The sequence below is a fragment of the Corynebacterium frankenforstense DSM 45800 genome (assembly GCF_001941485.1).
Classification (GTDB): Bacteria; Actinomycetota; Actinomycetes; order Mycobacteriales; family Mycobacteriaceae; genus Corynebacterium; species Corynebacterium frankenforstense.
In genome coordinates this window covers 2,131,732-2,158,316 of sequence record NZ_CP009247.1, presented here as the reverse complement: position 1 = coordinate 2,158,316, position 26,585 = coordinate 2,131,732, and the positions used below count along the sequence as shown (strand labels likewise).

General features: G+C 70.4%; 20 protein-coding genes and 1 CRISPR repeat array. Of the genes, 11 read left to right on the top strand and 9 right to left on the bottom strand.

Features of this window, described 5'->3' with window-relative positions; all coding sequences use genetic code 11:
• Positions 1–4 precede the first annotated feature (4 nt).
• On the bottom strand, positions 5–499 hold the full coding sequence (bcp, locus tag CFRA_RS09410) for a thioredoxin-dependent thiol peroxidase (protein WP_075664446.1): 495 nt from the start codon (positions 497–499) through the stop codon (positions 5–7).
• 60 nt (positions 500–559) lie between these two features.
• Between bcp and CFRA_RS09405 the strand changes: the two genes are divergently transcribed.
• The 4 genes from CFRA_RS09405 to CFRA_RS09390 all read left to right on the top strand — a co-directional run bounded on the left by CFRA_RS09405 (position 560) and on the right by CFRA_RS09390 (position 3,929).
• Entirely contained in the window at positions 560–1,303 is a 744-nt protein-coding gene (locus tag CFRA_RS09405) for a DsbA family protein (protein ID WP_075664445.1), read from the top strand.
• 152 nt (positions 1,304–1,455) lie between these two features.
• Positions 1,456–1,731, top strand: a complete 276-nt coding sequence (locus tag CFRA_RS09400; protein ID WP_075664990.1) for a DUF3618 domain-containing protein — start codon at positions 1,456–1,458, stop codon at positions 1,729–1,731.
• A 148-nt stretch (positions 1,732–1,879) separates the two neighbouring features.
• On the top strand, positions 1,880–2,827 hold the full coding sequence (locus tag CFRA_RS11470) for a hypothetical protein (RefSeq protein WP_083666939.1): 948 nt from the start codon (positions 1,880–1,882) through the stop codon (positions 2,825–2,827).
• Positions 2,811–3,929, top strand: a complete 1,119-nt coding sequence (locus CFRA_RS09390) for a hypothetical protein (protein WP_156888001.1) — start codon at positions 2,811–2,813, stop codon at positions 3,927–3,929. The genes CFRA_RS11470 and CFRA_RS09390 overlap by 17 nt, the downstream gene beginning before the upstream one ends.
• A gap of 5 nt (positions 3,930–3,934) precedes the next feature.
• On the opposite strand, the gene CFRA_RS09385 is transcribed toward CFRA_RS09390, so the two are convergent.
• From CFRA_RS09385 to uxaC, 7 genes are all read right to left on the bottom strand, one after another.
• Positions 3,935–4,492, bottom strand: a complete 558-nt coding sequence (locus CFRA_RS09385) for an isochorismatase family protein (RefSeq protein WP_075664443.1) — start codon at positions 4,490–4,492, stop codon at positions 3,935–3,937.
• 203 nt (positions 4,493–4,695) lie between these two features.
• Positions 4,696–5,196 carry a gluconokinase gene (locus tag CFRA_RS09380; RefSeq protein ID WP_075664442.1) on the bottom strand — a complete coding sequence of 167 codons (501 nt, stop codon included), beginning with the start codon at positions 5,194–5,196 and terminating at the stop codon, positions 4,696–4,698.
• A gap of 93 nt (positions 5,197–5,289) precedes the next feature.
• On the bottom strand, positions 5,290–6,525 hold the full coding sequence (manD, locus tag CFRA_RS09375) for a D-mannonate dehydratase ManD (protein ID WP_075664441.1): 1,236 nt from the start codon (positions 6,523–6,525) through the stop codon (positions 5,290–5,292).
• A 311-nt stretch (positions 6,526–6,836) separates the two neighbouring features.
• Positions 6,837–8,948, bottom strand: coding sequence for a cytidylate kinase family protein (locus CFRA_RS09370; protein WP_245797557.1), 2,112 nt, complete (start codon positions 8,946–8,948; stop codon positions 6,837–6,839).
• A 279-nt stretch (positions 8,949–9,227) separates the two neighbouring features.
• Positions 9,228–11,051 (bottom strand): beta-glucuronidase, encoded by a 1,824-nt coding sequence (gene uidA / locus CFRA_RS09365; RefSeq protein ID WP_075664440.1) that lies wholly within the window; start codon positions 11,049–11,051, stop codon positions 9,228–9,230.
• A 230-nt stretch (positions 11,052–11,281) separates the two neighbouring features.
• Positions 11,282–12,664, bottom strand: coding sequence for a mannitol dehydrogenase family protein (locus CFRA_RS09360; RefSeq protein ID WP_075664439.1), 1,383 nt, complete (start codon positions 12,662–12,664; stop codon positions 11,282–11,284).
• Complete coding sequence (gene uxaC / locus CFRA_RS09355) at positions 12,661–14,070, bottom strand: glucuronate isomerase (RefSeq protein WP_075664438.1); 1,410 nt, start codon at positions 14,068–14,070, stop codon at positions 12,661–12,663. Before uxaC ends, CFRA_RS09360 begins: the two co-directional genes overlap by 4 nt.
• Positions 14,071–14,203: 133 nt before the next feature.
• On the opposite strand from uxaC, the gene CFRA_RS09350 reads away from it, so the two are divergent.
• The 7 genes from CFRA_RS09350 to cas3g all read left to right on the top strand — a co-directional run bounded on the left by CFRA_RS09350 (position 14,204) and on the right by cas3g (position 23,195).
• Positions 14,204–15,040 carry an ABC transporter ATP-binding protein gene (locus tag CFRA_RS09350; protein WP_083666938.1) on the top strand — a complete coding sequence of 279 codons (837 nt, stop codon included), beginning with the start codon at positions 14,204–14,206 and terminating at the stop codon, positions 15,038–15,040.
• Positions 15,037–15,783: an ABC transporter permease gene (locus CFRA_RS09345; protein ID WP_075664436.1), complete on the top strand. Its 747-nt coding sequence runs from the start codon at positions 15,037–15,039 to the stop codon at positions 15,781–15,783. The genes CFRA_RS09350 and CFRA_RS09345 overlap by 4 nt, the downstream gene beginning before the upstream one ends.
• A 1-nt stretch (position 15,784) precedes the next feature.
• On the top strand, positions 15,785–16,387 hold the full coding sequence (locus tag CFRA_RS09340; protein WP_075664435.1) for a TetR/AcrR family transcriptional regulator: 603 nt from the start codon (positions 15,785–15,787) through the stop codon (positions 16,385–16,387).
• A 209-nt stretch (positions 16,388–16,596) separates the two neighbouring features.
• Positions 16,597–17,226 (top strand): type I-E CRISPR-associated protein Cas6/Cse3/CasE, encoded by a 630-nt coding sequence (locus tag CFRA_RS09335; RefSeq protein WP_075664434.1) that lies wholly within the window; start codon positions 16,597–16,599, stop codon positions 17,224–17,226.
• 70 nt (positions 17,227–17,296) lie between these two features.
• A complete protein-coding gene (locus CFRA_RS09330) occupies positions 17,297–18,583 on the top strand; it encodes a type I-G CRISPR-associated protein Cas7 (RefSeq protein ID WP_075664433.1) in 1,287 nt (428 codons plus the stop codon).
• A gap of 5 nt (positions 18,584–18,588) precedes the next feature.
• The gene (gene csb2 / locus CFRA_RS09325) at positions 18,589–19,827 is read left to right on the top strand and encodes a type I-G CRISPR-associated protein Csb2 (RefSeq protein WP_075664432.1); all 1,239 of its coding nucleotides are present in this window, start codon (positions 18,589–18,591) and stop codon (positions 19,825–19,827) included.
• Positions 19,824–23,195 carry a type I-G CRISPR-associated helicase/endonuclease Cas3g gene (cas3g, locus tag CFRA_RS09320; protein ID WP_075664431.1) on the top strand — a complete coding sequence of 1,124 codons (3,372 nt, stop codon included), beginning with the start codon at positions 19,824–19,826 and terminating at the stop codon, positions 23,193–23,195. The genes csb2 and cas3g overlap by 4 nt, the downstream gene beginning before the upstream one ends.
• Positions 23,196–23,249: 54 nt before the next feature.
• Positions 23,250–25,352: a CRISPR direct-repeat array (repeat unit 28 nt; unit sequence GTCTTCCCCGCATGCGCGGGGGTGAGCC).
• Positions 25,353–25,425: 73 nt separating this feature from the next.
• Here cas3g and CFRA_RS09315 read toward each other — a convergent pair.
• Positions 25,426–26,535, bottom strand: coding sequence for a LacI family DNA-binding transcriptional regulator (locus CFRA_RS09315; RefSeq protein WP_075664430.1), 1,110 nt, complete (start codon positions 26,533–26,535; stop codon positions 25,426–25,428).
• Positions 26,536–26,585 lie beyond the last annotated feature (50 nt).

The following is a 26,585-nucleotide window of genomic DNA, read 5'->3' as shown; positions in this document are numbered from 1 at the left end:
CTCCCTAGGAGTTGTCCGCGGCGTCGAGGCCGTCGAGGTCACGGATGAAGCGGGCGACGTGCCCGGTGGCCTTGACGTTGTACTTCGCGGCGCCGATGGTGCCGTCCGGCTCGACGAGGAAGGTCGAGCGGATGACACCCTGGACGACCTTGCCGTAGTTCTTCTTCTCGCCGAAGGCGCCGTAGGCGGTCATGACCTCCTTGTCGGGGTCGGAGAGCAGCGGGAAGGTCAGCCCGTGGTCCTCGCGGAAGGCGGCGAGCTTGTCCTGCTTGTCCGGCGAGACGCCCACGACGTCGATGCCGGCGTCGTTGAGCTGGGTGAGGCTGTCGCGGAAGTCGCAGGCCTCCTTCGTGCAGCCGGGGGTGTTGGCGCGCGGGTAGAAGTAGACGATGACGCGGCGGCCGGCGAAGTCCGACAGCGAGACCTCGTCGCCGTGGTCGTCGGTGAGGGTGAAGGCGGGGGCGGTGTCGCCGGGCTGGAGTTTCTTCGTCTCGGTCATGGGCGCCACTCTACCCGCGGCCGTGGGCGCGTCCGCGGGAGTTACGTACACTTCGTGGATATGAACGCTTTCCGACGTCCCGTCCGTTCCCTCGCCGCCCTGCTCGCCGTGGGCGCGCTGACGCTCGCCGGCTGCGCCGGCGACGAGGGTGATACCTCCGGCTCGGCGGAGGCCGGCGCCTCGCTGACGGCGTCGTCGTCCGGCAGGGAGGACACCTCGGCCTCGGATTCGGCCGACGCCGAGAGCGACGAGTCGCCGCTGGTGGCGCTCGCGCGCGACAGCGCCGACGACCCGCGGGCCCTCGGGGACCCGGAGGCGCCGGTGAAGGTGCTGCTGTTCACCGACCCGTCCTGCCCGCACTGCTCGAACTTCCACGAGAACGTGCTGCCGAAGCTGCAGTCGGACTACATCGACGACGGCGAGGTCTACCTCGAGGTCCACGACCTCGGTGTGCTCGGCGAGGACTCGGTGAAGATGTCGGCGGCCTCGCGCGCCGCCGCCGACCAGGGCCGCTACTTCGAGTACATCGACCAGCTCTACCCGGCCACGCTCAACGGCGAGACCCGCGGCGTCGACGACGACCAGCTGGTCGAATGGGCCGAGGCCGCCGGCGTGCCGGAAATCGACACCTTCCGCGAGGCGATCTCCGGCGAGGACCTCGCCGCCAACGTGCAGTTCGACTCCGAGGCCGCCACGAACGCGGGCCTGAAGGTCGTGCCCACCGTGATCGTCAACGGCAAGGAGGCCGAGAACGTCGAGGAGCCCGACGCCTTCCTGCCGCAGATCGACGAGCAGCTGGACTGACCGACGCGCGGCCGACGCACGCCGCACCGGGGCGACGCTGACACGGCACGCAAAGGTGTGGCAGACTCATTACCCGGATACCCGCTTTCCGGGGTAGGGGCCTTGGGCGGCCCCGGAAAGCGGAAGCAGACAGAGTTGATTGGGAGATGACCGTGGCACGAGACATCGATGACATCCAGCGCGACATCGAGCGCACCCGCAGGCAGCTGGCCGGCACGCTGGATCAGCTCGCCGACCGCAGCAAGCCGAAGAACCTGGCCGAGGACGCGAAGACCCAGGTCACCGACTGGCTGAAGGACCCGAAGGTGCAGAAGATCCTCGCCGGCATCGGCGTGGCCGTCACCGGTGTGGTCGTCTTCGCGGTGGCGCGCTCGCGCCGCAACCGCAACGACCTCAAGGAGCTGCGCAAGCTGCTCGCCGACCGCTGACCCGGTCGCGGCGCCGCGCGGCGCCCGTGCCCGGTGGGGAGTGCTCCCCGCCGGGCGTTTTTCGTCTGTCCATCTCAGGGAGTCCGGGGTAACTTCGCAGGGTAAGGTCAACGCGGACCACCTCATTGTGCGGTGAGAAAGGACGATCATGAGCCCGAACGGCACGCCGGACCCGCAGAACGACCGCGACTGGGCCGACCAGTGGGGCAGCGACTCCGAGACGCGCCGCATCCGGCCCGATGCGCCGGGTGCGGACCAGGCCGGCGGCCAGGGCGGTGAGGCCGGGCGCAACGCGCCGCGCCAGTACTTCCCCGGCGAGACCGAGCCCGGCATGCCCGACGGCTGGCAGGCCCCGCAGCAGGGGCCGGGCTTCGGCCAGGGCGGCTATGCCCAGGGCCAGGGCTTCGGCCAGGGATTTGGTCCGGACGGCTACCCGCAGGCCCAGGGGCAGGGTTTCGGCCCGGGGCAGGCCTACCCCGACGCCCAGGGATTCGGTCCGGACAGCTACCCGCAGGGCTACGACCAGGGCTACAGCGACGTCTGGGCCTCCGGGGGCGACGCGACCGGAGCCGGAAGCGGCAAGGGCCGGGACCGCACCTTCGTGGTGCTGTGCAGCGTCGCCGGCGTGCTGCTCGTCGCCGTCGTCGCGCTGGTGCTGTGGCTGTTCGTCTTCTCCTCGGACGGCGACGACCCCGAGACCGACGCCGCCGCCAACACGCTGACCTCGCAGGAGAACAGCGAGTCCGCGAGCGCGCCGTCGACCGCCGCCTCGTCCTCCTCGTCCTCCTCCGAGGAGGCCGGTCGGCCCACCGACGCCTCCGTGCCCTCGGACGCCTGGGCCGTCAACGAGGCCGCCAAGAACAACGAGCCGAGCGGCGACTTCAACAACGTCTACGCCGCCGGGCCGACCAGCGAGCCGTTCGCACTTGCCGTGCGCGACGCATTCGTGGATGCTTACCTGGACAACGGCCGCACCGACCAGACGATCGACGTCCGCAGCTCGGTGACCGGCCGCAGCTACACCATGAACTGCAAAGACAACGGCTCCTACGTGCACTGCACAGGCGGTAACAACGCGAATGTCTACATCTCCTGACCGTCTGGTCCGGGCCCACGCCGCGGTGGCGGCCGCCGCGCTGCTGGCGGCCTCGCTGACCGCCTGCACGATTGACCAGCCCGAGGACACCAGCTCCTCCGCGACGACGACCGCGCAGCCCACCCCGACCGGGGACCCCGAACCCGTGGACCCCGGCAACCCCGGGGTCTCGGAGGAGGCCCTCGAGAAGCTCGCCGACGAGGTCTCGGAGAAGTTCGGCCAGCCCGTCGGCGTGGCCGTCGCCGACCCCCTCGGCGTGCACACCGGCGGCGAGATCGAGTCCGCCTCGGCCTGGTCGACGATCAAGGTTCCCATCGCGGTCGCCGCCGAGCGCGTCGCCACCGGCGCAGGTGCCGCAGACGGCGCGGATGGCGCCGTCGCGGCGGAGGACGCCTCAGCGGACGGCGCCGGTGGTGCAGCCGGCGCAGGCTCTCGACCCGACACGGACACCGACGCGGGCAGCGGCGCCACCGGCGACACGTGGATCGACCAGCTCGTCGAGCAGGCGATCACCGTCTCCGACAACGACGCCGCCAACAGCCTCTGGCTCAGCCTCGGCGACACCAGCACCGCCAGCCAGGCGACGGACGCGGTGCTCGCCGACGGCGGCGACGAACTGACCGACGTCGAGACCGACGTGCTGCGCTCCGGGTTCTCGGCCTGGGGCCAGACCGACTGGGCCGTGGCCGCGCAGGCCCGCTTCGCGCTGAGCCTGCCGGAGATGGCCGGCGCCGAGCGCGTCGTCGAGGCGATGGGGCAGATCAGCCCCGACCAGGCCTACGGCCTCGGCCGCATCGACGGCGCCCACTTCAAGGGCGGCTGGGGCCCGAACGACCAGACCGGCGCCTACGAGGTCCGCCAGTTCGGCTTCGTGGACACCGACTGCGGAGTGCGCGGCCTGGCGGTGGCCACCGACGGCGGCGACTACGCCCAGGGCCAGGAGGTCCTCGACGAGCTGGCCCGCGGCCTCGACAAGCTCGTCTGCGCGCCCCGCGGCGCCGCACCGCAGCCCACGGCGACGGACGACGCCGCGCGCACGGACGGGACGTCGGAAATTGACCGGCAACGCACCGCCACGCCGCACCCGACGCCGGGCGCCTAGCCGACCTAGATGATCTCGGCGCCGGCGGCGCGCATCTCCTCGATCGCGGCGGCGCCGCCCTCCTCGCTGACCGGCGAGCACAGCGACGTCAGCACGCGCACCGAGAAGCCGCGCTCGAGGGCGTCGAGCGCGGTGGCGCGCACGCAGAAGTCCGTGGCGATGCCGCACACGTCGACCTGCGTGACGTCGTGCGCGCGCAGCCAGGCCTCCAGGTCCTGCCCGCCGTCCGGGGTGGTGCCGGAGAAGCCGGAGTAGCCGTCGTCGTACTGGCCCTTGTGGAAGTACTCCTCGACGGCGGCGTCGGCGAGCGCCGGGTGCATCGCCGCGCCCTCGGTGTCCGCGCGGCAGTGCACGGGCCAGGTGTGCACGAAGTCGGGGTTCTCGGCGAAGTGGCTGCCCGGGTCGATGTGCCAGTCCTGGGTGGCCACGACGTGCTCGCAGCCGCCCGCGCCACGGGCGACGACCTCGGCGATGGCGGCGGCCACCCGGTCGCCGTCCGCGGTGCCGAGCGCGCCGCCGGGGCAGAAGTCGTTCTGGGTGTCGACGATGACGAGTGCCTTCATGCGGTCTCCTGACGGTCGGGGCGGAAAGTTCCTTCCGGCTAAGCGTAGTCGGGCGCGCCCGGGCGGGGGTGCACGGTTTTCGGCCCCGGGACACGCGGTGTGTCCCGGGGCCGGGGTTGCCGCGTCGCGGGCGGCAGGTCTTGGGGCGCCGTGGCGGCGCGTGCTTGCCGACGTCGCGCCGCGCGGCGTCGGCGAGCGCCGTACTAGTTGTCGCGCAGCCAGGCGGCGGCGTTCTCGGCGACGGTCTCGGGCGGGTCGGCGATGTCGACGACCACGCCGGGCTCGTCGTCGCTGAGCGGCTCGAGCGTGGCCAGCTGCGAGTCCAGCAGCGAGGCCGGCATGAAGTGGCCGGTGCGGTTCTCCATGCGCTCGCGCAGCAGCTCCGGGGTGCCGTGGACGTGCACGAACTTCGCGTCCGGCGCGGCCTGGCGGATCAGGTCACGGTAGCTGCGCTTCAGCGAACTGCAGCCGATGATGCCGCCCTCGGCGCTGTCGTGCAGCCACTGGCCGACGAGGCGCAGCCACGGCCACCGGTCGTCGTCGTCGAGCGCCTCGCCGCGCGCCATCTTGTCGATGTTCTCCTGCGGGTGCAGGTCGTCGCCGTCGCGGTAGGGCAGGCCGAGTCGCTCGGCGAGCAGCTCGCCGACGGTCGTCTTGCCCGAGCCGGACACGCCCATCACGACGATGTGGGGGTGGGCTGCCATCTCGTTCTCCTTCTAGTTGCTGCGCCGGCGGCGCGGGTCGTGCGCCGCGCGCGCCGGGTGTGGGCGTGGCCCGCGGGGACCGCGCCCGGTGGACTACCAGTTGTGGACGGTGCCGTCCGCGAGCCGGTTGTAGGGCAGGTAGGCCTGCTCGTAGGGGAACTTCTCGGCGATCTCCGGGTGGAACTCCACGCCCAGGCCGGGGTTGTCGCCCGGGTGCAGCAGGCCGTTCTCGAAGGTCATGGAGGTCTCGAAGACCTCGAGGGTCTCCTTGGAGTGGGTCATGTACTCCTGGGCGCCGTAGTTGTGGATGTTGATGTCCAGGTGCAGCTCGGCGGCGAAGCCGATCGGCGAGACGTCCGTGGGGCCGTGGAAGCCGGACTTGATCTGGTACGGCTCGGCCTGCGCCATGACCTTCTTCAGCGGGGTGATGCCGCCGAAGTGGGTGGTCGCGCAGCGCACGTAGTCGATGAGCTGGTTGTCGATGAGGTCCTTGATGTCGTAGACGGAGTTGAAGACCTCGCCGATGGCCAGCGGGGTGGTCGACTGCTGGCGCACGTAGCGCAGGTTCTCCTGGTTCTCGCCGAGGGTGACGTCCTCGAGCCAGAACAGGTCGTAGGGCTCGAGCGACTTGGCGAACTGCGCGGCCTCGCGCGGGGTCAGGCGGTTGTGGCCGTCGTGCAGCAGCGGCAGCTCGGGGCCGAACTCGTTGCGCACGGCCTCGAAGACGGTGGGCACGTGGCGCATGTAGGCCGCGGAGTCCCAGTCCTCCTCGACGGGCCAGTCGCCGCGGTTGGCCGGCTCGAAGTCGTAGCGCTGCCCGGAGGACTGCTCCTGGGCGGCCACACCGTAGAGCTTCTTGATGCCCGGCACGGAGGTCTGCACGCGGATCATGGTGTAGCCGAGCTCCATCTCGTAGCGGATGGAGTCGAACAGGCTCTCCAGGTCGGTGCCGGAGGCGTGGCCGTAGGCGCGCGCCCCGGTGCGCGAGGCGCCACCGAGCAGCTGGTAGACCGGCATGTTCGCCATCTTGCCCTTGATGTCCCACAGGGCCATGTCCACGGCGGCGACGGCGGCCATGGTCACGGGGCCGCGGCGCCAGTAGGCGGAGCGGTAGAGGAACTGCCAGGTGTCCTCGATGTTGCGGGCGTCGCGGCCGACGAGCAGCTGGCAGACGTGGTCCTTGAGGTAGTGGGCGACGGCCAGCTCGCGGCCGTTGAGCGTCGCGTCGCCGACGCCGACCACGCCGTCGTCGGTCTCGACGCGGAGGGTGACGAAGTTGCGGGAGGTCGAGAAGACGTAGACCTCGGCCTTGGTGATCTTGGCGGACATAGCGGGTCCTTTCTGTGTTCGGCGGGGCGTCCGGGCTGGTGGCGGGCGGTTCCGGCGCGCCCCGGGCCCCTCGTGGGGCGCTCTGGGACCAGTATCCGTGGGGTGGGGAGGGGCAGTAAAGCAGTTGCACGGAGTTGCCGTGATTGCCGCGATTGCCGCGATTGCCGACGTCCCGGTGGTCGCCGTGGCTGCGGCCGCTGCGGCTGGTCGGGGTGGAACGCCGCCCGCCGCGGTGCGCCCGGACCCGCCGGTACCGTGGGACGCGAAGACCCCGGCCGGAGGGGCCGGGGTCGTGCGCGGTTCAGGGGGGGTCAGGCCTTTCCGGCGGACTGGTCCTCCTCGATCATCTTCTGGGAGACGTAGCCCGGGAACTTCGCGCGGTAGGTCTCCGCGATCAGCTCGATGATCTGGCTGCGGGAGAGCTGGCCGGAGTTGAGCACCAGGTCGTAGTACTCGTCGTCGTTCGGGTCCCATTGGTAGAGGGCGTTGGCCATCTCGGCGCGCATGCGGTCCTCGGTTCGGCACTGCCGCTTGGCCGCCGCGCGGTCCAGGCCCGTCACGCGCACCACACGGTCGATGCGCTTCTCGAGCGGGGAGACGATGCGCACGTGCAGCGCGCCGACCACGCGGCTGAGCACCAGCGCGGAGTTGCGGCCCATGATCACGCCGCCGCCGTCGACGGACTTGAGCACCGTGTAGGTGTTGTCGTTGGCGATCTTGCGGTTGGCCGCCAGGTTGGAGGCCTGCGAGAGGTCGGAGCCGGTCAGCGAGACCTTGCGCATCCACCGCGAGATGCCCGAGTCGGTCAGCAGCGCGACCTCCTCGCCGGCCTCGGCCAGTTCGTCGGAGCTGAAGGCCTGCGGGATGTACTTCACGCCGAGGCGGTCGGCCAGGCGCGGGGCGATGTCGGTGGCCGCGGAGCCGCGCAGACCGAACATGGTCACGATCGGCGGGTGCGGCTGGTCCAGGCGGGACAGCAGCGTGCTGCGGTTGCCGGGCGCGGCGGTCTTGACTGCGTCGCCGGAGACGCCCTTGCTCGAGGCGACGGCGTCCTGGGTGCGGCGCTCGTTGAGCTCGGAGACGATGCGGGCGTGCTCCTCGGAGTTGAGCTTGTAGAAGAGGGCGACCAGGATCGCGATGATCGCGAGCACGGCGGGGACCAGGCCGGTGGCCACGCGGATGCCCTGGAGGGCCTCGGCGGACTGCTCGGGGGCCTTGGCCACGTAGCCGAAGGCGCCGATGATCGCGGCGCCGGCCCAGCCGCCGATGCCCTGGCCGCACTTACGGATGAAGGACAGGACCGAGTAGGAGCCGCCCTCGGCGCGGATGCCGGTGCGCCACTCGCCGTAGTCGACGGTGTCGGCCTGCATGGAGAACATCAGGGCGTTGGTGCCGCCGTTGCCGATGCCGAAGAGGAACCAGCCGGCGACGGCCATCAGCAGGCCGCCCTCGGGCACGAAGAAGATGGTGACGTAGCCGAGCACCGCGAAGGCGCCCATGAGCATGTAGCCGTTGCGCTTGCCGATGCGCGCGGTCAGCGTCGCCGTCAGCGAGGCGGCGAGCACGGTGCCCACGGTCTGGGCGAGCATCAGCCAGGTGTAGTAGGCGGAGTTGCCCAGCACGTAGGTGGCGAAGTACATGCCCACCGCGTTCATGGTGAACAGCGAGGCCAGGAGGAACAGCGCGACCAGGCACAGCACGATCAGCGGGCGGTTCTGCCGGATCATCTTGAAGGTCTCGCGGAAGGAGATCTTGCCGGTCGGCTTCGGCACCTCCTCCTTGCAGTTGAGGAAGCAGATGAAGTAGAAGCCGATGGCCAGCGCGGCCAGGCCGATGCAGGTCAGCGTGAACTTCAGGCGGATGCCGTCGCCGGTGGTGTCGTCGAACTGCGGGGCGACGACGAAGGACAGCGCCACGCCCGTGACGGCGCCGGCGATGGCGCGGGCACCGGAGAGCTTCGAGCGGTCGACCGGGTTCTGGGTCATCGCGGCCGACAGCGAGCCGTAGGGGATGTTGACGAAGGAGTAGGCCAGCTGGAACAGCGCGTCGAAGAGGAAGATCCAGGCGACGGTGGCCGTGGCACCGAGGCCGGCGGGGACGCTGAACAGCAGGACGAAGACGATCGCCAGCGGCAGGGAGCCGAAGAGCACCCACGGGCGCAGGCGGCCGAAGCGGGTGTCGAAGCGGTCGACGGTCTGACCGGCGATCAGGTCGGCGATACCGGCCCAGATCTTGGTGATGCCGTAGATGGCGCCGGCGACCCCGGCGGCGACGCCGGCGATCTCCGTCATGTAGACCATCAGGAACATCGAGGTCATCAGGAACGAGAGGTTGTTGGCCGCGTCGCCGAGCGCGTAGGAGATCACCCGGCGGTTCTTCATCTGCCCGGTCGCCAGACCGGGAGAGGGCTTGGTGGTGGTCACGATCAGCTCCTAGGGGGAGGGGAGGCGTTTGTTGGGGAGACTGCCGGCCGTCTGCGTCCTCGCAGCACCCCGGTCGCTCCCGACTGTCGGGTTATTCAGTTGTGCAGGTCTGTGGGCGGCGGACCCGGGTCCGGGCCCGAAGGCCCGCGCCCGTGTGGTCCGCGCTGTTGCCGGTGCGGCGCAGCGGCCCACCGTCACCTCGGTGACGGTGCGCCAGTCGCGTCGCACCGGGCCCGCCGTCAGCTGCGGCGGCGGGCCAGGGCGGTGCCGGCGGCGGGGTCAGCCGCGCTCGCGGATGCGCCAGTCGCGGCGGCCGTAGGCGGCCTCGTCCTTGGCGGTCCAGCGGCCGCGCAGGTAGCGGGCGGCGGCCTTCGGGCGGCGGTCGCGGGTGAACGCGCCCTTCTTGTTGCCGTCGACGCGGGCGTAGCCGTACTTGGTCTGGAAGTCGGCGAAGTTCCACATCTGCTCACCGACGACCCACTTGCTCGAGTCGAAGACCCGCGCGCACATCTCCAGGTAGGCGACCTGGAAGTCCTCGGTGAACGGCTGGTTGTACACGGAGTGCAGGCCGGCGACGGTGTCGGCGCCGAACTCGGTGTAGATGATCGGCTTGCCGTACTTCTCCCAGCCGGCGAGCTCCTCGGACATGGTCTGCTCGGCGGAGACCAGGTCGCCGGTCTGGAAGTACCAGCCGTTGTAGCGGTTGATCATGATCACGTCGAACAGGTCGGTGATCTTGTCCTCGTCCGGGGTGGCGAAGGTGACGTTGACGAAGCCGACGGGGCGGGTCGGGTCGCAGTCGCGGGCCAGCTGGGCCAGCGGCTCGAAGTACTCGCGGGCGCCGCGGCCGGAGCTGTCCGGCTCGTTGGCGATCGACCAGATGACCACCGAGGGGCGGTTCTTGTCGCGGGCGATCAGGCGCTCGATCTCGAGGCGGTGCTGGGCCTGGGTGTCGTCGTCGACGTGGCCCTTCTCGAAGGTCTCGCCGCCGCCGGAGTCCAGGATGCCGCCGGCCATGCCCCAGTTCAGGCCCACAGCCGGGGTCTCGTCGATGACGACGATGCCGTGGCGGTCGCAGAAGTCCATGAACTCCTCGGCGTAGGGGTAGTGGCTGGTGCGCAGCGAGTTCGCGCCGATCCAGGACAGCAGCTCGGTGTCCTGGATCATGTGGGCGTTGGAGTGGCCCTTGCCCAGGGTCTCGTGGTCCTCGTGCATGCCGAAGCCGGTGAAGTAGAACGGCTTTCCGTTGATGAGGAACTCGTTGTCGCGGACCTCCACGGTGCGCACGCCGAAGTGCTGGGCGTAGGAGTCGACGACCTCGTCGCCGTCGACGAGCTCGATGACCAGGTCGTAGAGGCCGCCGACGCCCGGGGTCCACAGGGTGACGTCCGCGATCTCGGCGCTGCCGGTGGCCCCCTCGCCCTCGGCGACGGTCTTGCCGGTCTGCTTGTCGACGACGTGCACCTTGACGTCGCCGTCCACGGCCTGCTCGATCTCCCAGTTCACCGTGCCGGTGGTGCCCTCGTAGGAGGTGGTGACCGTGACGTCGCAGACGTGGCGCTGCGGGCGGGCGACCAGGGTCACCGAGCGGTGCAGGCCGGTGTAGTTGTAGAAGTCGTGCAGGTAGTTCTGCTGGCGGCGGCCGTCGGGGAGCTCGGTGACGGTTCCCGGGGGGATGCAGGTGTTGTCCAGGCGGTTGTCCACGCGCACGGTCAGCAGGAACTCCTCGCCGGCGGTGACGTGGTCGGTGATGTCGAACTCGAAGGGCATGTAGCCGCCCTTGAAGGAGCCGGCCTCGTGGCCGTCGACCCACACGGTGGCCGCGTGGGTGGCGGAGCCGAAGTGGACCAGGACCTGGTCCTCGCCCCAGCCACGCGGGACGCGCACGCGGCGCTGGTACCACCAGTAGCCGACGTGGTTGCGCACCTCCTCGTCGGCGAAGAGGTCGTTGACGGAGGCCGGCACGGCGATCTCGAGGCCGCCGGGCAGGCCCTCGGAGGTCAGGGTGGCCGGGTCGAGGTCGTTGTCCCAGTCGACGGCGAAGCGCCAGGTGCCGTCCAGTACGCGGGTCTCGCGGGTCGGGGTGTCCTTCGGGGTGAGCATGGGGTTCCTTTCGCGTTGTGGCCCGGGATACCGGGCGAGCTCGGGGAGGAGACGTTCTTCGGTTGTCGCGGTATGCAGTTGTCGGTCTGTTCCCGGTCTGGTGCGGCGCCTGCCGGGGTCTCTCGGCCCAGGCCGCCGGTGCGGCACAGAGCGGGCCGTGGCGCCGGGCGGTGGCGCCGGGACGGGGCACCTGGCGCAGCGCGCCGGGTGGCCTCGCCCCGCGGGGGCTGCTACTCGGCGCGGATCTCGTCGACCAGGCCGCGGATGAGCTCCACGGCCTCCGCGTCGCCGGCGAGCTCCTCGTCGAGGGCCGCGACCAGCGCGGCCACCGGGTCGGACTCGCGGCGGGCGGCGTCGAGGTCCGCGGCGCGGGCGTCCTTGATCTCGGCGTCGTCGCGGGTCAGAAACGCGATCCAGGCGGCCACGGAGAACGCGGCGGCCGCGCCGGAGCGCCCGGCGGCGCGCTCGGCCTTCATGATCGGCACCGCGCGCATGCGCTGCTTCGTGCCGCCGTCGACGCCGATCTGGGCGAGGTTGTGACGGATGCGCGGGTTCTCGAAGCGCTCGATGAGCGCCTCCCGGTAGCCCGGGATGTCCAGGCCGGGTGCGGTGAGGTGCTCGGCGGCCTCGTCCCACAGGGCCTCGACGCGCCGGCGCACGGTCGAATCCCCGATCGCGTCGGCGACGGTGGCGTGCCCGCGCAGCTGGCCGTAGTAAGCCATCAGCGAGTGCGAGCCGTTGAGCAGCCACAGCTTGCGGCGCTCGTACTGCTCGATGTCGTCGACGAACTCGGCGCCGGCGGTCTCCCAGGCCGGGCGCCCGGCGGGGAACTCGCCCTCGATGACCCAGGAGGCGAAGGGCTCGGTGACCACGGGGGCGTGGTCGGCGTAGCCGGTCTCGCGCTCGACGTCGGCGATCAGCTCGTCGGTCGTCGCCGGGGTGATCCGGTCGATCGAGGTCGACGGGAAGGTCACCTCCGCCTCGATCCACTCGGCCAGCCCCTCGTCGACGGCACGCGCCGTGCCCAGCACGGCGGTCCGCGTCATGGGTCCGTTGTCGGCGACGTTGTCGCAGCTCATCACCGCGAGGCCCCCGTGGCCGGCAGCGCGCCGGGCGTTAAGGGCCGCAACCACGCGCCCGGCGGCGGTGGCCAGGGAGTCGGGCACCGCGGCGTCGGAAATCGTGGCGCGCAGCGCCTCGATGTCGGCGGCGACGTCGGCGTCGGCGGTATCCAGCGCGCCGTCGTCGGTGAGGTGGTAGCCGGCCTCGGTCACGGTCAGGGTGATCACGGCGAGCCTCTCGTCGGCGACGAGTTCGACCAGGCGGGCGAGGTTGGCGGCCGGCTGCGCCTCGGACAGCGCGGTGATCAGCTCGGTGGAGTCGCCGTCGCCGGAGCGGGTGACCAGGGTGTAGAGGCCGTCCTGGGGGACGAGCTGGTCGGACAGCCGCGGGCTGCGGCCGGTGAAGGAGCAGTAACCCCAGTCGGCGGAGTCCTCGGCGTGCTGGGTGTACCAGACCTGGTGGGCGCGGTGGAACGCGCCCAGGCCCAGGTGGACCAGGCGCACGGGGCGCGCCGGGGCGTCGACGGTGGAACGGTTGAGCTTGTCGGTCATAGCTTGAACACCCTCCTCGGGGAAGCGTCGATGAGGTCGACGATGATCTCGGCGGCGCGGTCTTCGGTGATGCGGTGCTCGGCCACGAGGCGGGCCAGGTAGCCGGCCTCCACGCGGCGCGAGGTGTTGTGGCGGGCGGGGATGGAGCAGTACGCGCGGGTGTCGTCGATGAACCCGGAGTAGCGGGAGAACCCGGTGGTGCCCGTCGTCGCGGAGCGGAAGCGGTTCATCGCGTCGATCTCGTCGATGAACCACCACGGCGCGCCGACGTAGCAGGACGGGTAGTAGCCGGCGATAGGGGCCAGCTCGCGCGAGTAGGTCGACTCGTCGATGGTGAAGAGGACCAGGTGGAAGTCCGGGTTCTCGCAGAAGTCGCTCAGCAGCGGCTGCAGACCGTCGATGAAGTCCATCCGGAACGGGATGTCGTGGCCGGTGTCGGGGCCGTACTTCTCGAGCGCGGAGGCCGAGGTGTTGCGCCACACGCCCGGGTGGATGGTCATGACCAGGCCGTCGTCGCGGGCCATCTCCGCGAAGCGGTAGGTCATGTTGCCCTCGAAGGCGGCGGCCTCGGCGCGGGTGGCCTCGCCGCGCAGGCCCTTCTGCAGGATGCGCTCGGCCTCGGCGTCGTCGATGGGGTGCACCCAGGAGTCGTGGGTGCCGTGGTCGGAGCTGACGGCGCCGTTGGCCTTGAAGTACTCGCGGCGGTTGCGCATGGCCTCGAGGTAGCCGGCGAAGCCGGTCTTGCCGTCGCCGGCGGTGTCGATGAGCCGGGTGACGTTCTCGGCGAAGCCCTCGTTGTACATCTTCGTGTAGGCGTCCGGGCGGAAGGTCGGCAGGACGCGCGGGCTGAAGGTCGGGTCCTCGGCGAGCGTGCGGTGCGCGGCGAGGTCGTCCAGCGGGTCGTCGGTGGTGGCCAGCACCTCCAGGCCGAAGGAGTCGGCCAGGGCGCGCGGGCGGAAGTCCGGCTGGGCCAGGGTGGCGGAGAGCTCGTCGTAGATCGCGTCGGCCTCGTCGGCGCCGAGGCGGTCGGGGTCGATGCCGAAGACGTGGGCGAACTCCTGCTCCAGCCAGTAGCCGGAGGCGGTGCCGGTGAAGAGGTCCCAGTGCGAGGCGAAGATGCGCCAGGCCTCCCTGGGGCTCGCGCCCTCGGTACCGCCGACGCGGAGCTTGTCCAGGGGCACGCCCGCGGAGTGCAGGACGCGGCACAGGTAGTGGTCGGGGCTGATGATCAGGGCCGTCGGGTCCGGGAAGGCGGCGTCGTCGACGAACATCTGGGCGTCGAGGTGACCGTGCGGGGAGATGATGGGCAGCTCCTCGACGTGGTTGAGCAGCCTGCGTGCGATCTCCCGGACACCCGGGTCGGCCGGCAGCAGCCGGTCGGGGTGGTGTGCGTGGGATGAGTTCATGCCTCTAATTCTCGCGGGGTAGCGCGCAGGGGGAAAGGAGTTGCACGAAGTTGCCGCAAGCGCTTGACGACGTCCCGTCGGGCCCCTCGGCGGCGCCCTTGCATGGGGTTCGCGGCGCGCTAAAGTTAGTCACGTGACTAAAAAACGCGAGACCAAGAACCCGGCGCCGCCCGCCATCGACGTGCGCGACCTGACGGTGGTGCGCGGGAGGAACGAGATCCTGCACTCGGTCAGCTGCCGGCTCGAGGAGGGCTCGATCACGGGTCTGCTCGGCCCCTCCGGCTGCGGCAAGACCACCCTGATCCGCGCGATCGTCGGCGCGCAGAAGATCGCCGGCGGCTCCGTCGAGGTGCTGGGGCTTCCGGCAGGCACCGCGGAGCTGCGCCGCCGTGTCGCCTACACCAGCCAGGGCCTGAGCATCTACCGCGACATCTCGGTGGCCGAGAACGTCGCCTACTTCGCCGGGGTGCACGGCCTCGACGTCTCCGAGGTCGACCGCGCGATCGCGCTGGTGGAGCTCGAGGACCAGCGCGACCAGCGCGTCGACTCGCTCTCGGGCGGCCAGGCCTCGCGCGCGTCGCTGGCGTGCGCGCTCGTCGGAAATCCCGGGGTGCTCCTGCTCGACGAGCCCACCGTGGGCCTGGACCCGCTGACCCGCGAGTCGCTGTGGGCGACGTTCCGGCGGCTGGCCGACGAGGGGGCCACGCTGTTGATCTCCAGCCACGTCATGGACGAGGCGAGCCACTGCGACGAGGTGCTGCTCATGCGCGACGGGCACTTCCTGGCCCACGAGTCGCTTGACGAACTGACCCGGCGCACCGGCACAGCCAGCGCGGAGGACGCGTTCCTCGAGTTGGTCAAGCGGCCGGAGGCGTACCCGGGCGGGGAAGCGGACGCGCCGCACGCGCGAGCCGTGCGCACGGACGACAGCACGAACGAGGGCACGAACGACGAGGAGGGGAACCGATGAACGCCTTCGCCACCACCCGGCGCATCGCCCGGCAGATGAGAAACGACCCGCGGACCCTGGCGCTGATCGTCGTGGTGCCCGCCGCGCTGCTGACGCTGCTCTACTTCGTCTTCGTCGACGTGCCCGTCCCGCCGGGGCGCGCCCCGCTCTTCGACCGCGTCGGCCCGGTGATGCTGGCCGTGCTGCCGATGGTGCTGATGTTCATCATCACCTCGGTGGCGATGCTGCGCGAGCGCACGATGGGCACCCTCGAGCGGCTGCTGACCACCCCGCTGAGCCGCGCCAACCTCGTCGGCTCCTACGCGGTCGTCTTCGGCGGGCTGGCCCTGGTTCAGGCCGCGGTGCTCGCCGCGCTGCTGCGCTTCGCCTTCGACGTCCCGCTCGAGGGCTCCTGGTGCGCGCTGCTCCTGCTCGCCGGGCTCGACGCGCTGATCGGCGTGACCCTGGGGCTGATGGCCAGCGCCTTCGCGCGCACCGAGTTCCAGGCCGTGCAGTTCATGCCCGCCTTCGTCGCCCCGCAGATCTTCCTGTGCGGGCTCTTCGTCCCGATCGACCAGATGCCCGGCGTGCTCGAGGCCGTCGCGCACGTGCTGCCGATGACCTGGGCGGTCGACGTGGCCAACACCGTCATAGCCGAGTCCGGCCTCGACGGCGGCGACTGGCTGCGCATGGCCGGGCTGCTCGCGCTGTCGGTGGTCGCCGTCTTCGGCGCCGCCGTCACCATGCCGCGCAAGGTCGCCTGAGATGGCGCACGGGACGTCGGAAAGCAACCCGCAGCCCACGAAGGGCGAGCGCACGCGCGCGGCGATCGTCGACGCGGCCGCCGCGCTGTTCTCGTGGCGCGCGTTCGACGCGGTCACGGTACGCGAGATCGGAGCGGCCGCCGGGGTCAACCCCGGGCTGATCCACCACTACTTCGGCTCGAAGGAGGGGCTGTTCACCGCCGTGGTGCAGCGCTCGGTGCAGGCCACGGGCGCGCGCGAGCGGCTCGCCGGGCTGCCGGCCGCCGAGCTCGGTGCGCAGCTCGTGCGCCTCGCCGAGGCCGCCTGGGGTGCGCCTGAGCAGGCCGGATGGATGTCCATGATGCGCCGCGCGGTCGCCGAGAGTCCGGAGCGGCTGCGCGACATCGGCGAGAAGGTCTCCACCGCCGCACTCGTCTCGGTGCTGCCGGAGGAGCTGGACCACCGCGAGCTGCGCGCCCAGCTGGCGGCCTCGCAGCTGGCGGGCCTGGTGCTCATGCGCCACGTCGCGGGCGTCGGGGTGTTCGCGCAGCTGGACACCGAGGAGGTCGTGTCACTGGTCGGCCCGACCGTGCAGCGGTACCTGACGGGGGAGTTGGGGGTCTAGGCGCGCCGGGGTGGTTGGTTCACCGGAGGGCGCAGGTGAGCCCGGGGGTAGTTCCGGTTCCTTGTGTGAGCCGTTGACCAGCACATTCGAACATTCATGCTGTTTATTTTGTCAGTTTCGGAGCTCTGTCGCGCGCATCCGTAATACTTGCCGTGAGCATTCGCTCGCACAGGTAAACAAAATGACTGACGCCTCAGGACAGGTGTGAAATGGCAGGACCAACGGAGATCCCACCGCGATGGGAGCTCTCCCTCGACCGCACGACGGCGAGGAAAGGCAGGGAAGACAGGGGGTACGTCCACCGGCTGCTGATGTCGATGCTGCCGGACGGGGTCTTCGACAGCTCCCGGCCGCGTGCAGACGCGCGTCTGCTGTGGGCGTGGACGGGGCCAGCCACGCTGATCGTGGCCAGCGACATCCCGCCTGCACAGGCACGGGGTGTGGAGATGAAACCGACGGCAGCCGTCGAGCCGTTCACCGCAGGCCAGGAGCTCGCGCTGACCGTGCTGCTCGAGACGACCTTCACGAAGGCCGCCTGGGTCCCCGAGGAGATCTGGAATCTGCCGGACCGGCCGGCCATTCGCAACAAGCGGATCCCGGTTCCCGATGACCGGCTCGAGGTCTGGATCCGGGAGAAGCTTGAGCGCAACGGCCTGGCGGCCAAGAACGTCTCGGTGCTCGCCACCTCGCGGGAAAAGGTGAAGAAGCACACGATTCCGACCGCCGCCGTGGCTGCCACGGTCACCGTGGTTGATCCGGAGAAGGCCAATGCGGCGCTGGTCGGCGGACTCGGCCGCTCGAAGAACTTCGGCTGCGGGATGCTGCTGCCGCTCTACTGAAACGAATCACCCCGAAACCCCATCACCGGTGGCCCCGGGTAGGCGGCCGCCACAGACCGAAAGGACGACCATGACCGACCACCAGAGCCTCTCCGAGCGATTCGCCGCCATCCGATACATCGGCGACATGATCCCCACCGGCGGGCGCGGAGCCCCCGTCGCCCCGCCGACCTACATCGGCGAGGAGCGGGGCGTGCCCAAGTTCGCCTACTCGGCCGAGCACCCCGTGCCCGACCCCGCCAGCGGCTACGCCCGCTTCCTCACCGACGAAAACGGCGCGCACGTCCTGCGCCCCGCCGTGGTGATCAACTCCCTGGGCGCCGAGGCCACCGGCATCGAGGCCGCGATCTTCGCCGGCCAGGAGGAGCTGGGTGTGACCCTGCCCGGGATCTTCCTCAACGCCGACGACTACAGCGACGCGGACCTCGAGGGCATCGCCAAGAAGTCGCTGAAGAAGGACAACTCCCAGTACACCCCGGAGACCCTGGCCCAGGCGCTGCGCTTCGACCTCGAGAGCGCCCACGCCAGCACCTGGACCACGCCGCACCGGCACGTGGACACATACATCCGCCACGCCGTCATCGACGGCCAGCAGATCTGGGCCAACCCGGGCAGCGAGGTCTACTCGATCATCGCCCAGGCGTCCCAGGGACGGGCCGACCTGCTGTTCCGCTACTTCCCCAACTCCGCGCTGATGGGCTTCTGGCTCTCCTCGGTCGCCCCGCGGCGGCACAAGCTGGCCCGCGCCCTCTCCTCGACGGTCCAGGGCTACGACGCGCACGAGGTCGTCTACGGAGCGACCAAGGGCGACGTCCTCGGCGGCATCACCAGCACCACCGGCATGCGCCGCAACGCCAAGACCCTCGAGCTCGAGCCCGCGGCGGCGTCGAAGAAGACCGCGCCCTCCGCGGTCGGCCTCGGACTCGTGCCCACCTCCCCGGTGACCAAGGCGTTCTCCTGCAGCGCCATCCTCCGGCGCTCCTCCATCTCCCTGACGCACCTGCGCCACCTCTCGGTGCCGGGCAACCCCGAGGCCTCCACCCAGATCGCGGACGTGCTGGCGTGGATGGGCGTCTACGGGCTGCTCGCCACCGCCTCCGAGGGCTTCTACCGCTCGGGCTGCGACCTGGTCACCGGCTCGGAGAACAGCTCCCTGACTCTGATCGGCCGCGACGGCACTGAGACACCCTGGGACGTCAGCGTTGAGGACGCCGCGGAGGGCTTCCGCGCCGCCTACGCCAAGCTGCCCGAGGAACTGCGGTTCGCCGAGCCGATCAAAGCCGGCTATCCCGAGACGATCGTCGCGGCCCGCGCCGACACCCTGGTCGCGGAGTCCAACACCGCCGAGGAGGAGTAGTCCCCGTGAGCCTCTGCATCCGCGCCCGTTTCATCGTGGGCACGTACTCCGGGCACGCCGGCGCGGGCTCGCCGTGGCCGCCGGCCCCGGCCAGGGTCGTCTCCGCCGCGGTCGCGGAAGCCCACCGGTCCGCGCGGCTGACGGTCCGTGACATCCTGCAGGACCTCTGCCGGGCGGGGAACCCGACCATCGTCGCTCCGGCTGCGTTCAGCTCCGGCGAAGCCAGCTCCTACATGCAGCCACAGGGCGCGACCCTTTCGGGCAAGGTGCCCAAGAGCGAGGTCAAGGCGCCCCGGCGCATCATGGGAGAACGCGGCGGAAAGATCCTCAAGCGGGTCAACGGCCACTACAGCGTGGACGGCGACCTCTACTACCTGTGGGAGGACCTCGACCTGTGCGAGGCGGACCACGAGGCACTCGCTGAGACGCTGCGTGAGATCCCCTATCTGGGGCGGGAGTGCGACCTGGTGCTCCTGGACATCGTCCCGGAGAACCTCGAGACGCTGCTGGACGCCCACCGCGGCACGCACACCGTCCTGCGCCCCTCACCGGTCGGGGGAGTGGCGCTGCGGGGGCTCACCCCCGGGCTGATCAGCTGGCTGGACGACCGCCACGAGTCCATCTTCGCCGAGCATGCCGGCCAGCCGGTGCCGGTCGACCACCGGATCCGTCAGGTGCGCTACGCGGCGGCGACGCCGCTGCCGGACAGCATGTACCTCCTCGTCCTGCCGTTCTCGCGTGCGGTCTCCATCGACGAGGCCCGGCGCCGGGCGGCGACCGTTCAGGCGGGGGAGGGCGGTTTCGTCTTCCCTGTGACCCAGGCCGGCAACCCCTATCTCGACGGTCGGGCGGTGGGCCTCGGCGCGATCACGGACCGCGGGATCGAGGTCTCCGAGGACTTCGACCAGACCTGGCTCGGCGAGGACACGGGTGCTGCGAGCCTGCAGGGAGGCTACTGGCAGCGCGGGGCGCGGGAGTGGATGAGCGTCGTGCCTTTCCTCGGCCACCCGGACCGCTGGGTCGCCCAGCGCCAGATCGAGGCCGCGGTCCCGAACGCCACCGTCCTCGAGCTGGACACCAGGCCGGTGCGGCCCAGCCAGGCACGCATGGCCTCTGACGACACCCATCGCGCGTGGCACGCGGTGCTGCGCACCGAGAAGGAGATCCCCGGCCCGCTGGTGCTCCAGCGGGACACCGGCACCGGGGTATTCCTCCCCGACTACGGCAAGGACGACAGACGATGACACAGTTCCCGAGCTTCGAGACCTTCTACCGCGCGGTTCACGGGTACGAACCGTTCGTCTGGCAGTCCGACCTGGCACGGGCCGTCGCCGAGAGCGGGGAGTGGCCCCGGCAGATCAGTGCGCCGACGGGCGCCGGCAAGACCTCGGTGCTCGACATCGCGGTCTGGGCTTTGGCCCGAGACGTCGACCGCCACGGCCCCTCGGAGCGGACGGTTCCCCTGCGCACCTTCCTGACCGTCGAGCGCCGCCTCGTCGTCGACGGCGCGTACGAGCACGCCACCGCGATCTCGGCCGCCATCGAGTCCGCGCCGGAACTGGCCGCCGTCCGCGATGCCCTGCGAAAGCTGCTCCCGGAGGACTGGAGGGGACCCGCGCTCGGGGTGACCTCCCTGCACGGCGGTGTCCGCGAGGACCGGACATGGTTGCGCCCTGTAGGTGCACAGATCATCACGTGTACCGTCACCCAGCTGGCGTCGCGGAGCCTTTTCCGGGGAGTCGGCGTTTCGCCCGGCATGCTCCCCGTGCACGCGGGACTCGTCGGGACCGACCGCATGATCTTCGTCGATGAGCCGCACCTCGTGCCCGCCGCGGTGCACATGTGGCGCGAGTGCGAGGCGATCCAGTCGGCCGCGCCCGAGGGACCGACCGTCGGGCAGACCGTGGTCCTGGGCGCGACCGTCCCCGACTACCTGTCTGCCGAGTCCCCGTTCGTCGGGAGTCTGGAGGGCGATCCTTCGCCTGCGGCCCGTGCGCGGTGCGGTGTGGCCAAGTCCGCGCGCCTGGTGGAGGCGCCCACACCGGCTGTTGCGGTCAAGGAGCTCGTGTCTTCCGCCTGCGAGGCGTGGGCCGACCGGGACCGCTCCGGCGGCGACGGTGTACTGGTCGTGGTCAACACGATCGCGACGGCCCAGAAGGTCGCCGCCGAGATCGCCAAGAAGCTGAAGAAGGACGCGCCCGCCCACCTGAACGTCCTGACCTCGACGGTGCGCCACTTCGACCGCACAGGAGCCGTCTTCGGTCCGGACACGCTGACGGTTGCGACCCAGACGGTGGAGGTCGGCGTCGACCTCGACGCCTGCGCGCTCGTCACGGAGCTCGCGTCCATGCCCGCGCTCATCCAGCGCTTCGGCCGCCTGAACCGTACGGGCCTGCGGGAGACTACTGTCGCCACGGTCGTCGTCCAGACGAAGGGGGAGGGGATCACCGACAAACCCTCCATTGCGGTCTACGGCGAGGATCAGCTGACGGCGACGTATGAGTTGCTGCAGGAGAACGCGGTGGACGGTGTCCTCGAGGACCTCCCCGGCCTGGGCGTGGCGGACGAGACGTGGGCGGAGAAGCCGAGGACTTGCGCCGTCGCGGACTATCTTCCGCGGCTGACCGCCACCAGGCCACCCGCGCTCGCACCGTGGGAGGCGCTGGCTTTCGGCCCCGACCACCGGGACCGGGTGACCGTCGAGGTCGCCTGGCGCGACAACCTCGACGTCCTGGGCGACTGCCCGATCCACTCTTCCGAGACCATCGCGCTCCCGATTGACGAGGTTCAGTCGTTTATCGGCGGTGCGAGGTCCGGCGGCGAGTTCGCCGACACCCAGGCGAGCGTATCCAGGGTCGCCACGAACGACCCGGTGCGGCTCTCCGTCCGGGTGATTCGCGACGCCGCGTGGGTCGCCCCACAGCGCACCAGCGACGTGCGGCCGGGGGAGACCGTGGTGATCGACAGCTCCGAGGGCGGCTACCTGGCGTCACTCGGCTGGTCGCCGGAGTCCCAGGAACCGGTCGCTGACCACTCCGTGAAAGCGGTGTGCGAGGGACTCACCGGATTCTTCGACGCGGCGCTGCTGCTCGGTGAGGAGCGCGTCGCCGAGGCCGTTGAGGTGGGGGAGGACCTCCGCGCGGAGGTTGTGGAGGCCTTGCCCGCCATGCCCGAGACGGAGCTGATCGTCCACGGTCGTTTCGTCGGGGTCCGGAGTATTCACGATGGCTGGTCTGTCGGAGGCTGGGTGAGTTTGGCCGATCACAGCGCTCAGGTAGAGCGCGTGGCCGGCGAGACCGCGGCACTCGCGGGGCTCGATGACTCGAAGCGGACGGCTGTGAGCGCCGCCGGTCTCCGGCACGACGCAGGCAAGACGGACAAGGCTTTCCAGCAGATGCTGGGAAACTTCGCCGGCGAGCCGTGGGCGAAGGGCCGCGGGAGTCGGCGGCGTCGGGTCCAGGGGCTCGTGCCGGTCGGGTGGCGTCATGAGGTGCTGTCCGCGGAAACCGTCCCAGAGGACATCGACGATGCGGGGCTTGTCAGGCATCTGATTCTCTCCCACCACGGCTGGGGCCGGCCGCTCGTCGGTCACGCAGACAAGGTCATCTTCAACGGCGACAACTTCCGCGAACTGGAAGAACGGTTCGGTCCGTGGGGGCTCGCACTCCTGGAATTGGTTTTGCGTTTCGCTGACTGGGAAGGGTCCCGCTCTCCGCGGTCTCAGGGCATTTCCTGGGAATCTTTGGGGATTGCGGCCCGAAACGATTCCGACGGTGAAATCGCTCAACGTGAATCACAGGAGAATTCCGCCAATTCGACTGTGGTGAAGTTGACCGGTCCCCGCCCCTATTCGTTGACGACAGTGTTCGCCGGAATCGGCGCGCTTTTTGCAGTGACCAGGCAGGGCGACTCAAGTGCTCGGATCCGCTATCGGGATGGCGTGGCTGAACTGGCATCTTCGCAGACTCCGGTCTGGGATGAGCACCTGGCCAGCCAGCTCTACGGTGCTCTGCTGATCGCTTCGGGGCACAAGGACCGAAATGGGAATGACACACCGGAGGCTGACCCTCGGGTGGTGAAGGCAAACAAGTGGCATGTCCGCTACCGGGAGGCAGCCTTGTCATTCGAGGATCTCGCGCGGCCGATGTTCTTCGATGCGGTGCCGGGTGACGGCCCGCATCCGGTGAGTCTTCCAGTATTTATCCGCAATGGAAGCCCTTTCCACTGTTTGAACCACGACGAGTTCGAGGTGCCGGATAACGCCCTGTTTGAGCGTGGTTCGGGGCTCGTTCCCGGGAAGATGAACGGCGGGATCGATGTCGAGGCTGATCTGCGGCTGACGGATGGCCAGGTGGAGGACCGGTATTCTCCAGGGCTGCTGGCGTGGTCGATGCTCGGCATGATCGCGCTGGGGATGCCCGGGTCCGAGTACGGTGTCGGTGTGGTCGACGGCGAGCTCCGACTTGCCCTGCCTCGAGGCTGGGTGACTATGGATCAGATCAGAGACCTGATGCAAGCTGCCCCGGAGCGGTGCGAGTTCCTGTCGTGGCGTTCGGCTTCCTCGACTCTCTCGAGTTACATGAAGTTGTGGTTGCCGGTCGTAGATGGCTGACCGAAGTCGTATCTGGAACAGGGCCTAGGCTGGAATAGCCGCAGCTCGTCGAGTGTCTTCCCCGCATGCGCGGGGGTGAGCCGGACGGCACCCTCTACCGCAAGCACTCCTCGAAGTCTTCCCCGCATGCGCGGGGGTGAGCCTCGGTAGCCGGCCTCGGACTCGGGCTCTCCCCAGTCTTCCCCGCATGCGCGGGGGTGAGCCCCGACGCCACGGGGTCTTGGGCTGAGCGTATCCGTCTTCCCCGCATGCGCGGGGGTGAGCCCTCGGCCTGGCGGGTGGCGTCGACGTTCTCGGTGTCTTCCCCGCATGCGCGGGGGTGAGCCCACCTAGGCAGCAATAGACCACGCCCCGCGCGCGTCTTCCCCGCATGCGCGGGGGTGAGCCCTGCAGCAGGTCCAGCAACGCGTTCGACTTGCGGTCTTCCCCGCATGCGCGGGGGTGAGCCCGAGGGGCTACTCGCGACCGGCGCCGACACGCTGTCTTCCCCGCATGCGCGGGGGTGAGCCCGTCGCGCTCGGCGCGACGATGCTCGCCGCTCGGTCTTCCCCGCATGCGCGGGGGTGAGCCCGAGCTCGGCGACGCGCTCGGCGGCCCACCCGGGTCTTCCCCGCATGCGCGGGGGTGAGCCGCAGGGTCCCCTTTCCGTCGAGATCGCGGAGGAGTCTTCCCCGCATGCGCGGGGGTGAGCCCGTGGGCACCAGGTTGTCTTCGTCGCGGCGGCGGTCTTCCCCGCATGCGCGGGGGTGAGCCCATGGCTTCCACGCACGCCTCGGCGACCGCCCCGTCTTCCCCGCATGCGCGGGGGTGAGCCGATGGCGCTCGAGAGCGTGTTTCAGGGTGTGGCGTCTTCCCCGCATGCGCGGGGGTGAGCCGAAGGAGGATTGATCATGACGGAGAAGACACGAGTCTTCCCCGCATGCGCGGGGGTGAGCCCACCACGAACGTACCCTGCGCCGAGGCCAGCCGGTCTTCCCCGCATGCGCGGGGGTGAGCCGTTCGACGACGACCGGGCAGCCACGTCGGCGGTGTCTTCCCCGCATGCGCGGGGGTGAGCCCCACTCGGCCACGGCGACCACCTCCTGCTACTCGTCTTCCCCGCATGCGCGGGGGTGAGCCGTGGGCGGCCCGGGCGGTGAGCATGGCGGCGACGTCTTCCCCGCATGCGCGGGGGTGAGCCTGTCCCGAACGTCGCGCAGCGTTTGCGGCACGGGTCTTCCCCGCATGCGCGGGGGTGAGCCGAGGGGTGATCACCGATGGCAGAGTCCACATGGGTCTTCCCCGCATGCGCGGGGGTGAGCCCTCACAAAGCGGTAGCTATCACGTACTCGTGGAGTCTTCCCCGCATGCGCGGGGGTGAGCCGTCCACACCACCGCCTCCGGCATGACCACCCGAGTCTTCCCCGCATGCGCGGGGGTGAGCCGATAGCCGGCTCGCCGTCCACTTCCCAGACCCGGTCTTCCCCGCATGCGCGGGGGTGAGCCCGGATCCTCACCCGGGCGCAACGACCACTCCTTGTCTTCCCCGCATGCGCGGGGGTGAGCCCCAGATCGCGATCTCCTGCAACGCCACCCACCTGTCTTCCCCGCATGCGCGGGGGTGAGCCCCTCGAAAACGTCGAGAATTCCGCCCTCGCCGCGTCTTCCCCGCATGCGCGGGGGTGAGCCGTACGAGGTGACCTTCGAGTGCTTCCCCGACGCGTCTTCCCCGCATGCGCGGGGGTGAGCCGCTCATTGGGGTGTCTCCATCGTCAGCGTCGACGTCTTCCCCGCATGCGCGGGGGTGAGCCGGTCAACAAGGACATCCTGGAGCCCCTGGCGGAGTCTTCCCCGCATGCGCGGGGGTGAGCCGGCGCCTGCGATGATGGTGGAGTCGAGTTGGGTGTCTTCCCCGCATGCGCGGGGGTGAGCCCTGGCAGCGCGGCGGCGGCCGCGAGTCGAACAGGTCTTCCCCGCATGCGAGGGGGTGAGCCCAGGCCGCCGATGGCGTTGGGGGTGGGTGGTTGGTCTTCCCCGCATGCGCGGGGGTGAGCCCATCGAGATCACCTCGGCGGCGTCCTCCGGACCGTCTTCCCCGCATGCGCGGGGGGTGAGCCCGTGTCCGTCAGGGAGTCGAACGCGGCCCGCGGGTCTTCCCCGCATGCGCGGGGGTGGCCCGGAGATCATCGTCGACACCGGCATCGGTGATTAAAGTTCCCGCATCCGCGGGAGTCCACCCGGCGGCCGCGACTCAGTCCCCGCCGGGCGCGCGCCGCGTCGACTCCCGTTCGATCAGCCGGTTTGGCAGCACCCGCGGCCGGCTCATCGGCCCGCGTTCGCCGCGCACCAGCGCCATCGCGTTGGCCGCGGCGACGCGCCCGATCGAGCGCAGAGGCCCGGCCACCGTGGTCAGCGAGGGCCGCACGATCGTGGTCAGCTCCGTGTTGTCGAAGCCGATCACGGCGACGTCCTCGGGCACGCGCCAGCCGTCGTGGCGGGCCTGCTGCATGAAGCCGATGGCCACCAGGTCGTTGAAGCACATCACCGCGTCGGTCGGGTCCTTGCGCCAGCGCACGAAGGCCCGGCGCCCGCCGCGGGTGGTCGGCGCGTCGGCGTGCATGTGGTGCACGGAGACCCGCGCCAGCCGGCGCACCTGCTCCAGCGGCAGCTGTTGCGTGCTGCGGGTGAAGGTGACCACCTCCTCGGTGGTCTCCGCGTTGCCCACCGCGTCGAGCAGCCCGCGCAGCCGCGTCGCGTCCGCCCACGAGCCGTCCGGCCCGCCGACGTAGGTGATCGAGCGCGCGCCGACCTCCTCGAGGTGACCCGCGGCCTTGATCGCGCCGTCGTAGTTATCGACCAGCACGCTGGGCACCCCGGGCACCGGTCGGTTGACGCACACCGTCGGCAGGCGGCGGGCGATCTTGGTGACGTCGTTGTTGCTCAGGCGCGCCGAGGCCAGCAACAGCGCGTCTACGTGCGGGATGAACGCCTCGGCGGCCGTGCTCGAGCGCCCGCGGACCTCGTCGACGTTGGCCACGAGCACCTGGAACTCGGCGACGCGCGCGGCGTGCTCGGCGCCGCGGATGATCTCCAGGAAGAACGGGTTGGTGATGTCCGCGACCACGATGCCGAGGTTGCCCGTGCGCTCGCGCCCAGGGTTGCTGCGCGTGGCCAGCTCGCGCCGGTAACCGAGCTTCGCGGCGGCCGTGCGCACCTTCTCCGCGGTGCGGAAGCTGACCCGGTCCGGTTTGCTCAGCGCCCGGGAGACCGTCGCGGCCGACACCCCGGCCGCCGCGGCGACGTCGTAGATCGTGACCTTGCGGTCCGGCTCGCCCTCCGGCGTCGACTCTGCTGACTGCATAAGGGGCAGTATATGTGCGCTTGGGCTCGCGGCAGCGCGTGATTTCCGAC

Bases quoted from the DNA above. Each gene is read 5' to 3' on its own strand.
- bcp (WP_075664446.1), bottom strand. From the start codon at position 499: ATGACCGAGACGAAGAAACTCCAGCCCGGCGACACCGCCCCCGCCTTC.
- CFRA_RS09405 (WP_075664445.1), top strand. From the start codon at position 560: ATGAACGCTTTCCGACGTCCCGTCCGTTCCCTCGCCGCCCTGCTCGCC.
- CFRA_RS11470 (WP_083666939.1), top strand. From the start codon at position 1,880: ATGAGCCCGAACGGCACGCCGGACCCGCAGAACGACCGCGACTGGGCC.
- CFRA_RS09390 (WP_156888001.1), top strand. From the start codon at position 2,811: ATGTCTACATCTCCTGACCGTCTGGTCCGGGCCCACGCCGCGGTGGCG.
- CFRA_RS09385 (WP_075664443.1), bottom strand. From the start codon at position 4,492: ATGAAGGCACTCGTCATCGTCGACACCCAGAACGACTTCTGCCCCGGC.
- CFRA_RS09380 (WP_075664442.1), bottom strand. From the start codon at position 5,196: ATGGCAGCCCACCCCCACATCGTCGTGATGGGCGTGTCCGGCTCGGGC.
- manD (WP_075664441.1), bottom strand. From the start codon at position 6,525: ATGTCCGCCAAGATCACCAAGGCCGAGGTCTACGTCTTCTCGACCTCC.
- uidA (WP_075664440.1), bottom strand. From the start codon at position 11,051: ATGCTCACCCCGAAGGACACCCCGACCCGCGAGACCCGCGTACTGGAC.
- CFRA_RS09360 (WP_075664439.1), bottom strand. From the start codon at position 12,664: ATGACCGACAAGCTCAACCGTTCCACCGTCGACGCCCCGGCGCGCCCC.
- uxaC (WP_075664438.1), bottom strand. From the start codon at position 14,070: ATGAACTCATCCCACGCACACCACCCCGACCGGCTGCTGCCGGCCGAC.
- CFRA_RS09345 (WP_075664436.1), top strand. From the start codon at position 15,037: ATGAACGCCTTCGCCACCACCCGGCGCATCGCCCGGCAGATGAGAAAC.
- CFRA_RS09340 (WP_075664435.1), top strand. From the start codon at position 15,785: ATGGCGCACGGGACGTCGGAAAGCAACCCGCAGCCCACGAAGGGCGAG.
- CFRA_RS09335 (WP_075664434.1), top strand. From the start codon at position 16,597: ATGGCAGGACCAACGGAGATCCCACCGCGATGGGAGCTCTCCCTCGAC.
- CFRA_RS09330 (WP_075664433.1), top strand. From the start codon at position 17,297: ATGACCGACCACCAGAGCCTCTCCGAGCGATTCGCCGCCATCCGATAC.
- cas3g (WP_075664431.1), top strand. From the start codon at position 19,824: ATGACACAGTTCCCGAGCTTCGAGACCTTCTACCGCGCGGTTCACGGG.
- CFRA_RS09315 (WP_075664430.1), bottom strand. From the start codon at position 26,535: ATGCAGTCAGCAGAGTCGACGCCGGAGGGCGAGCCGGACCGCAAGGTC.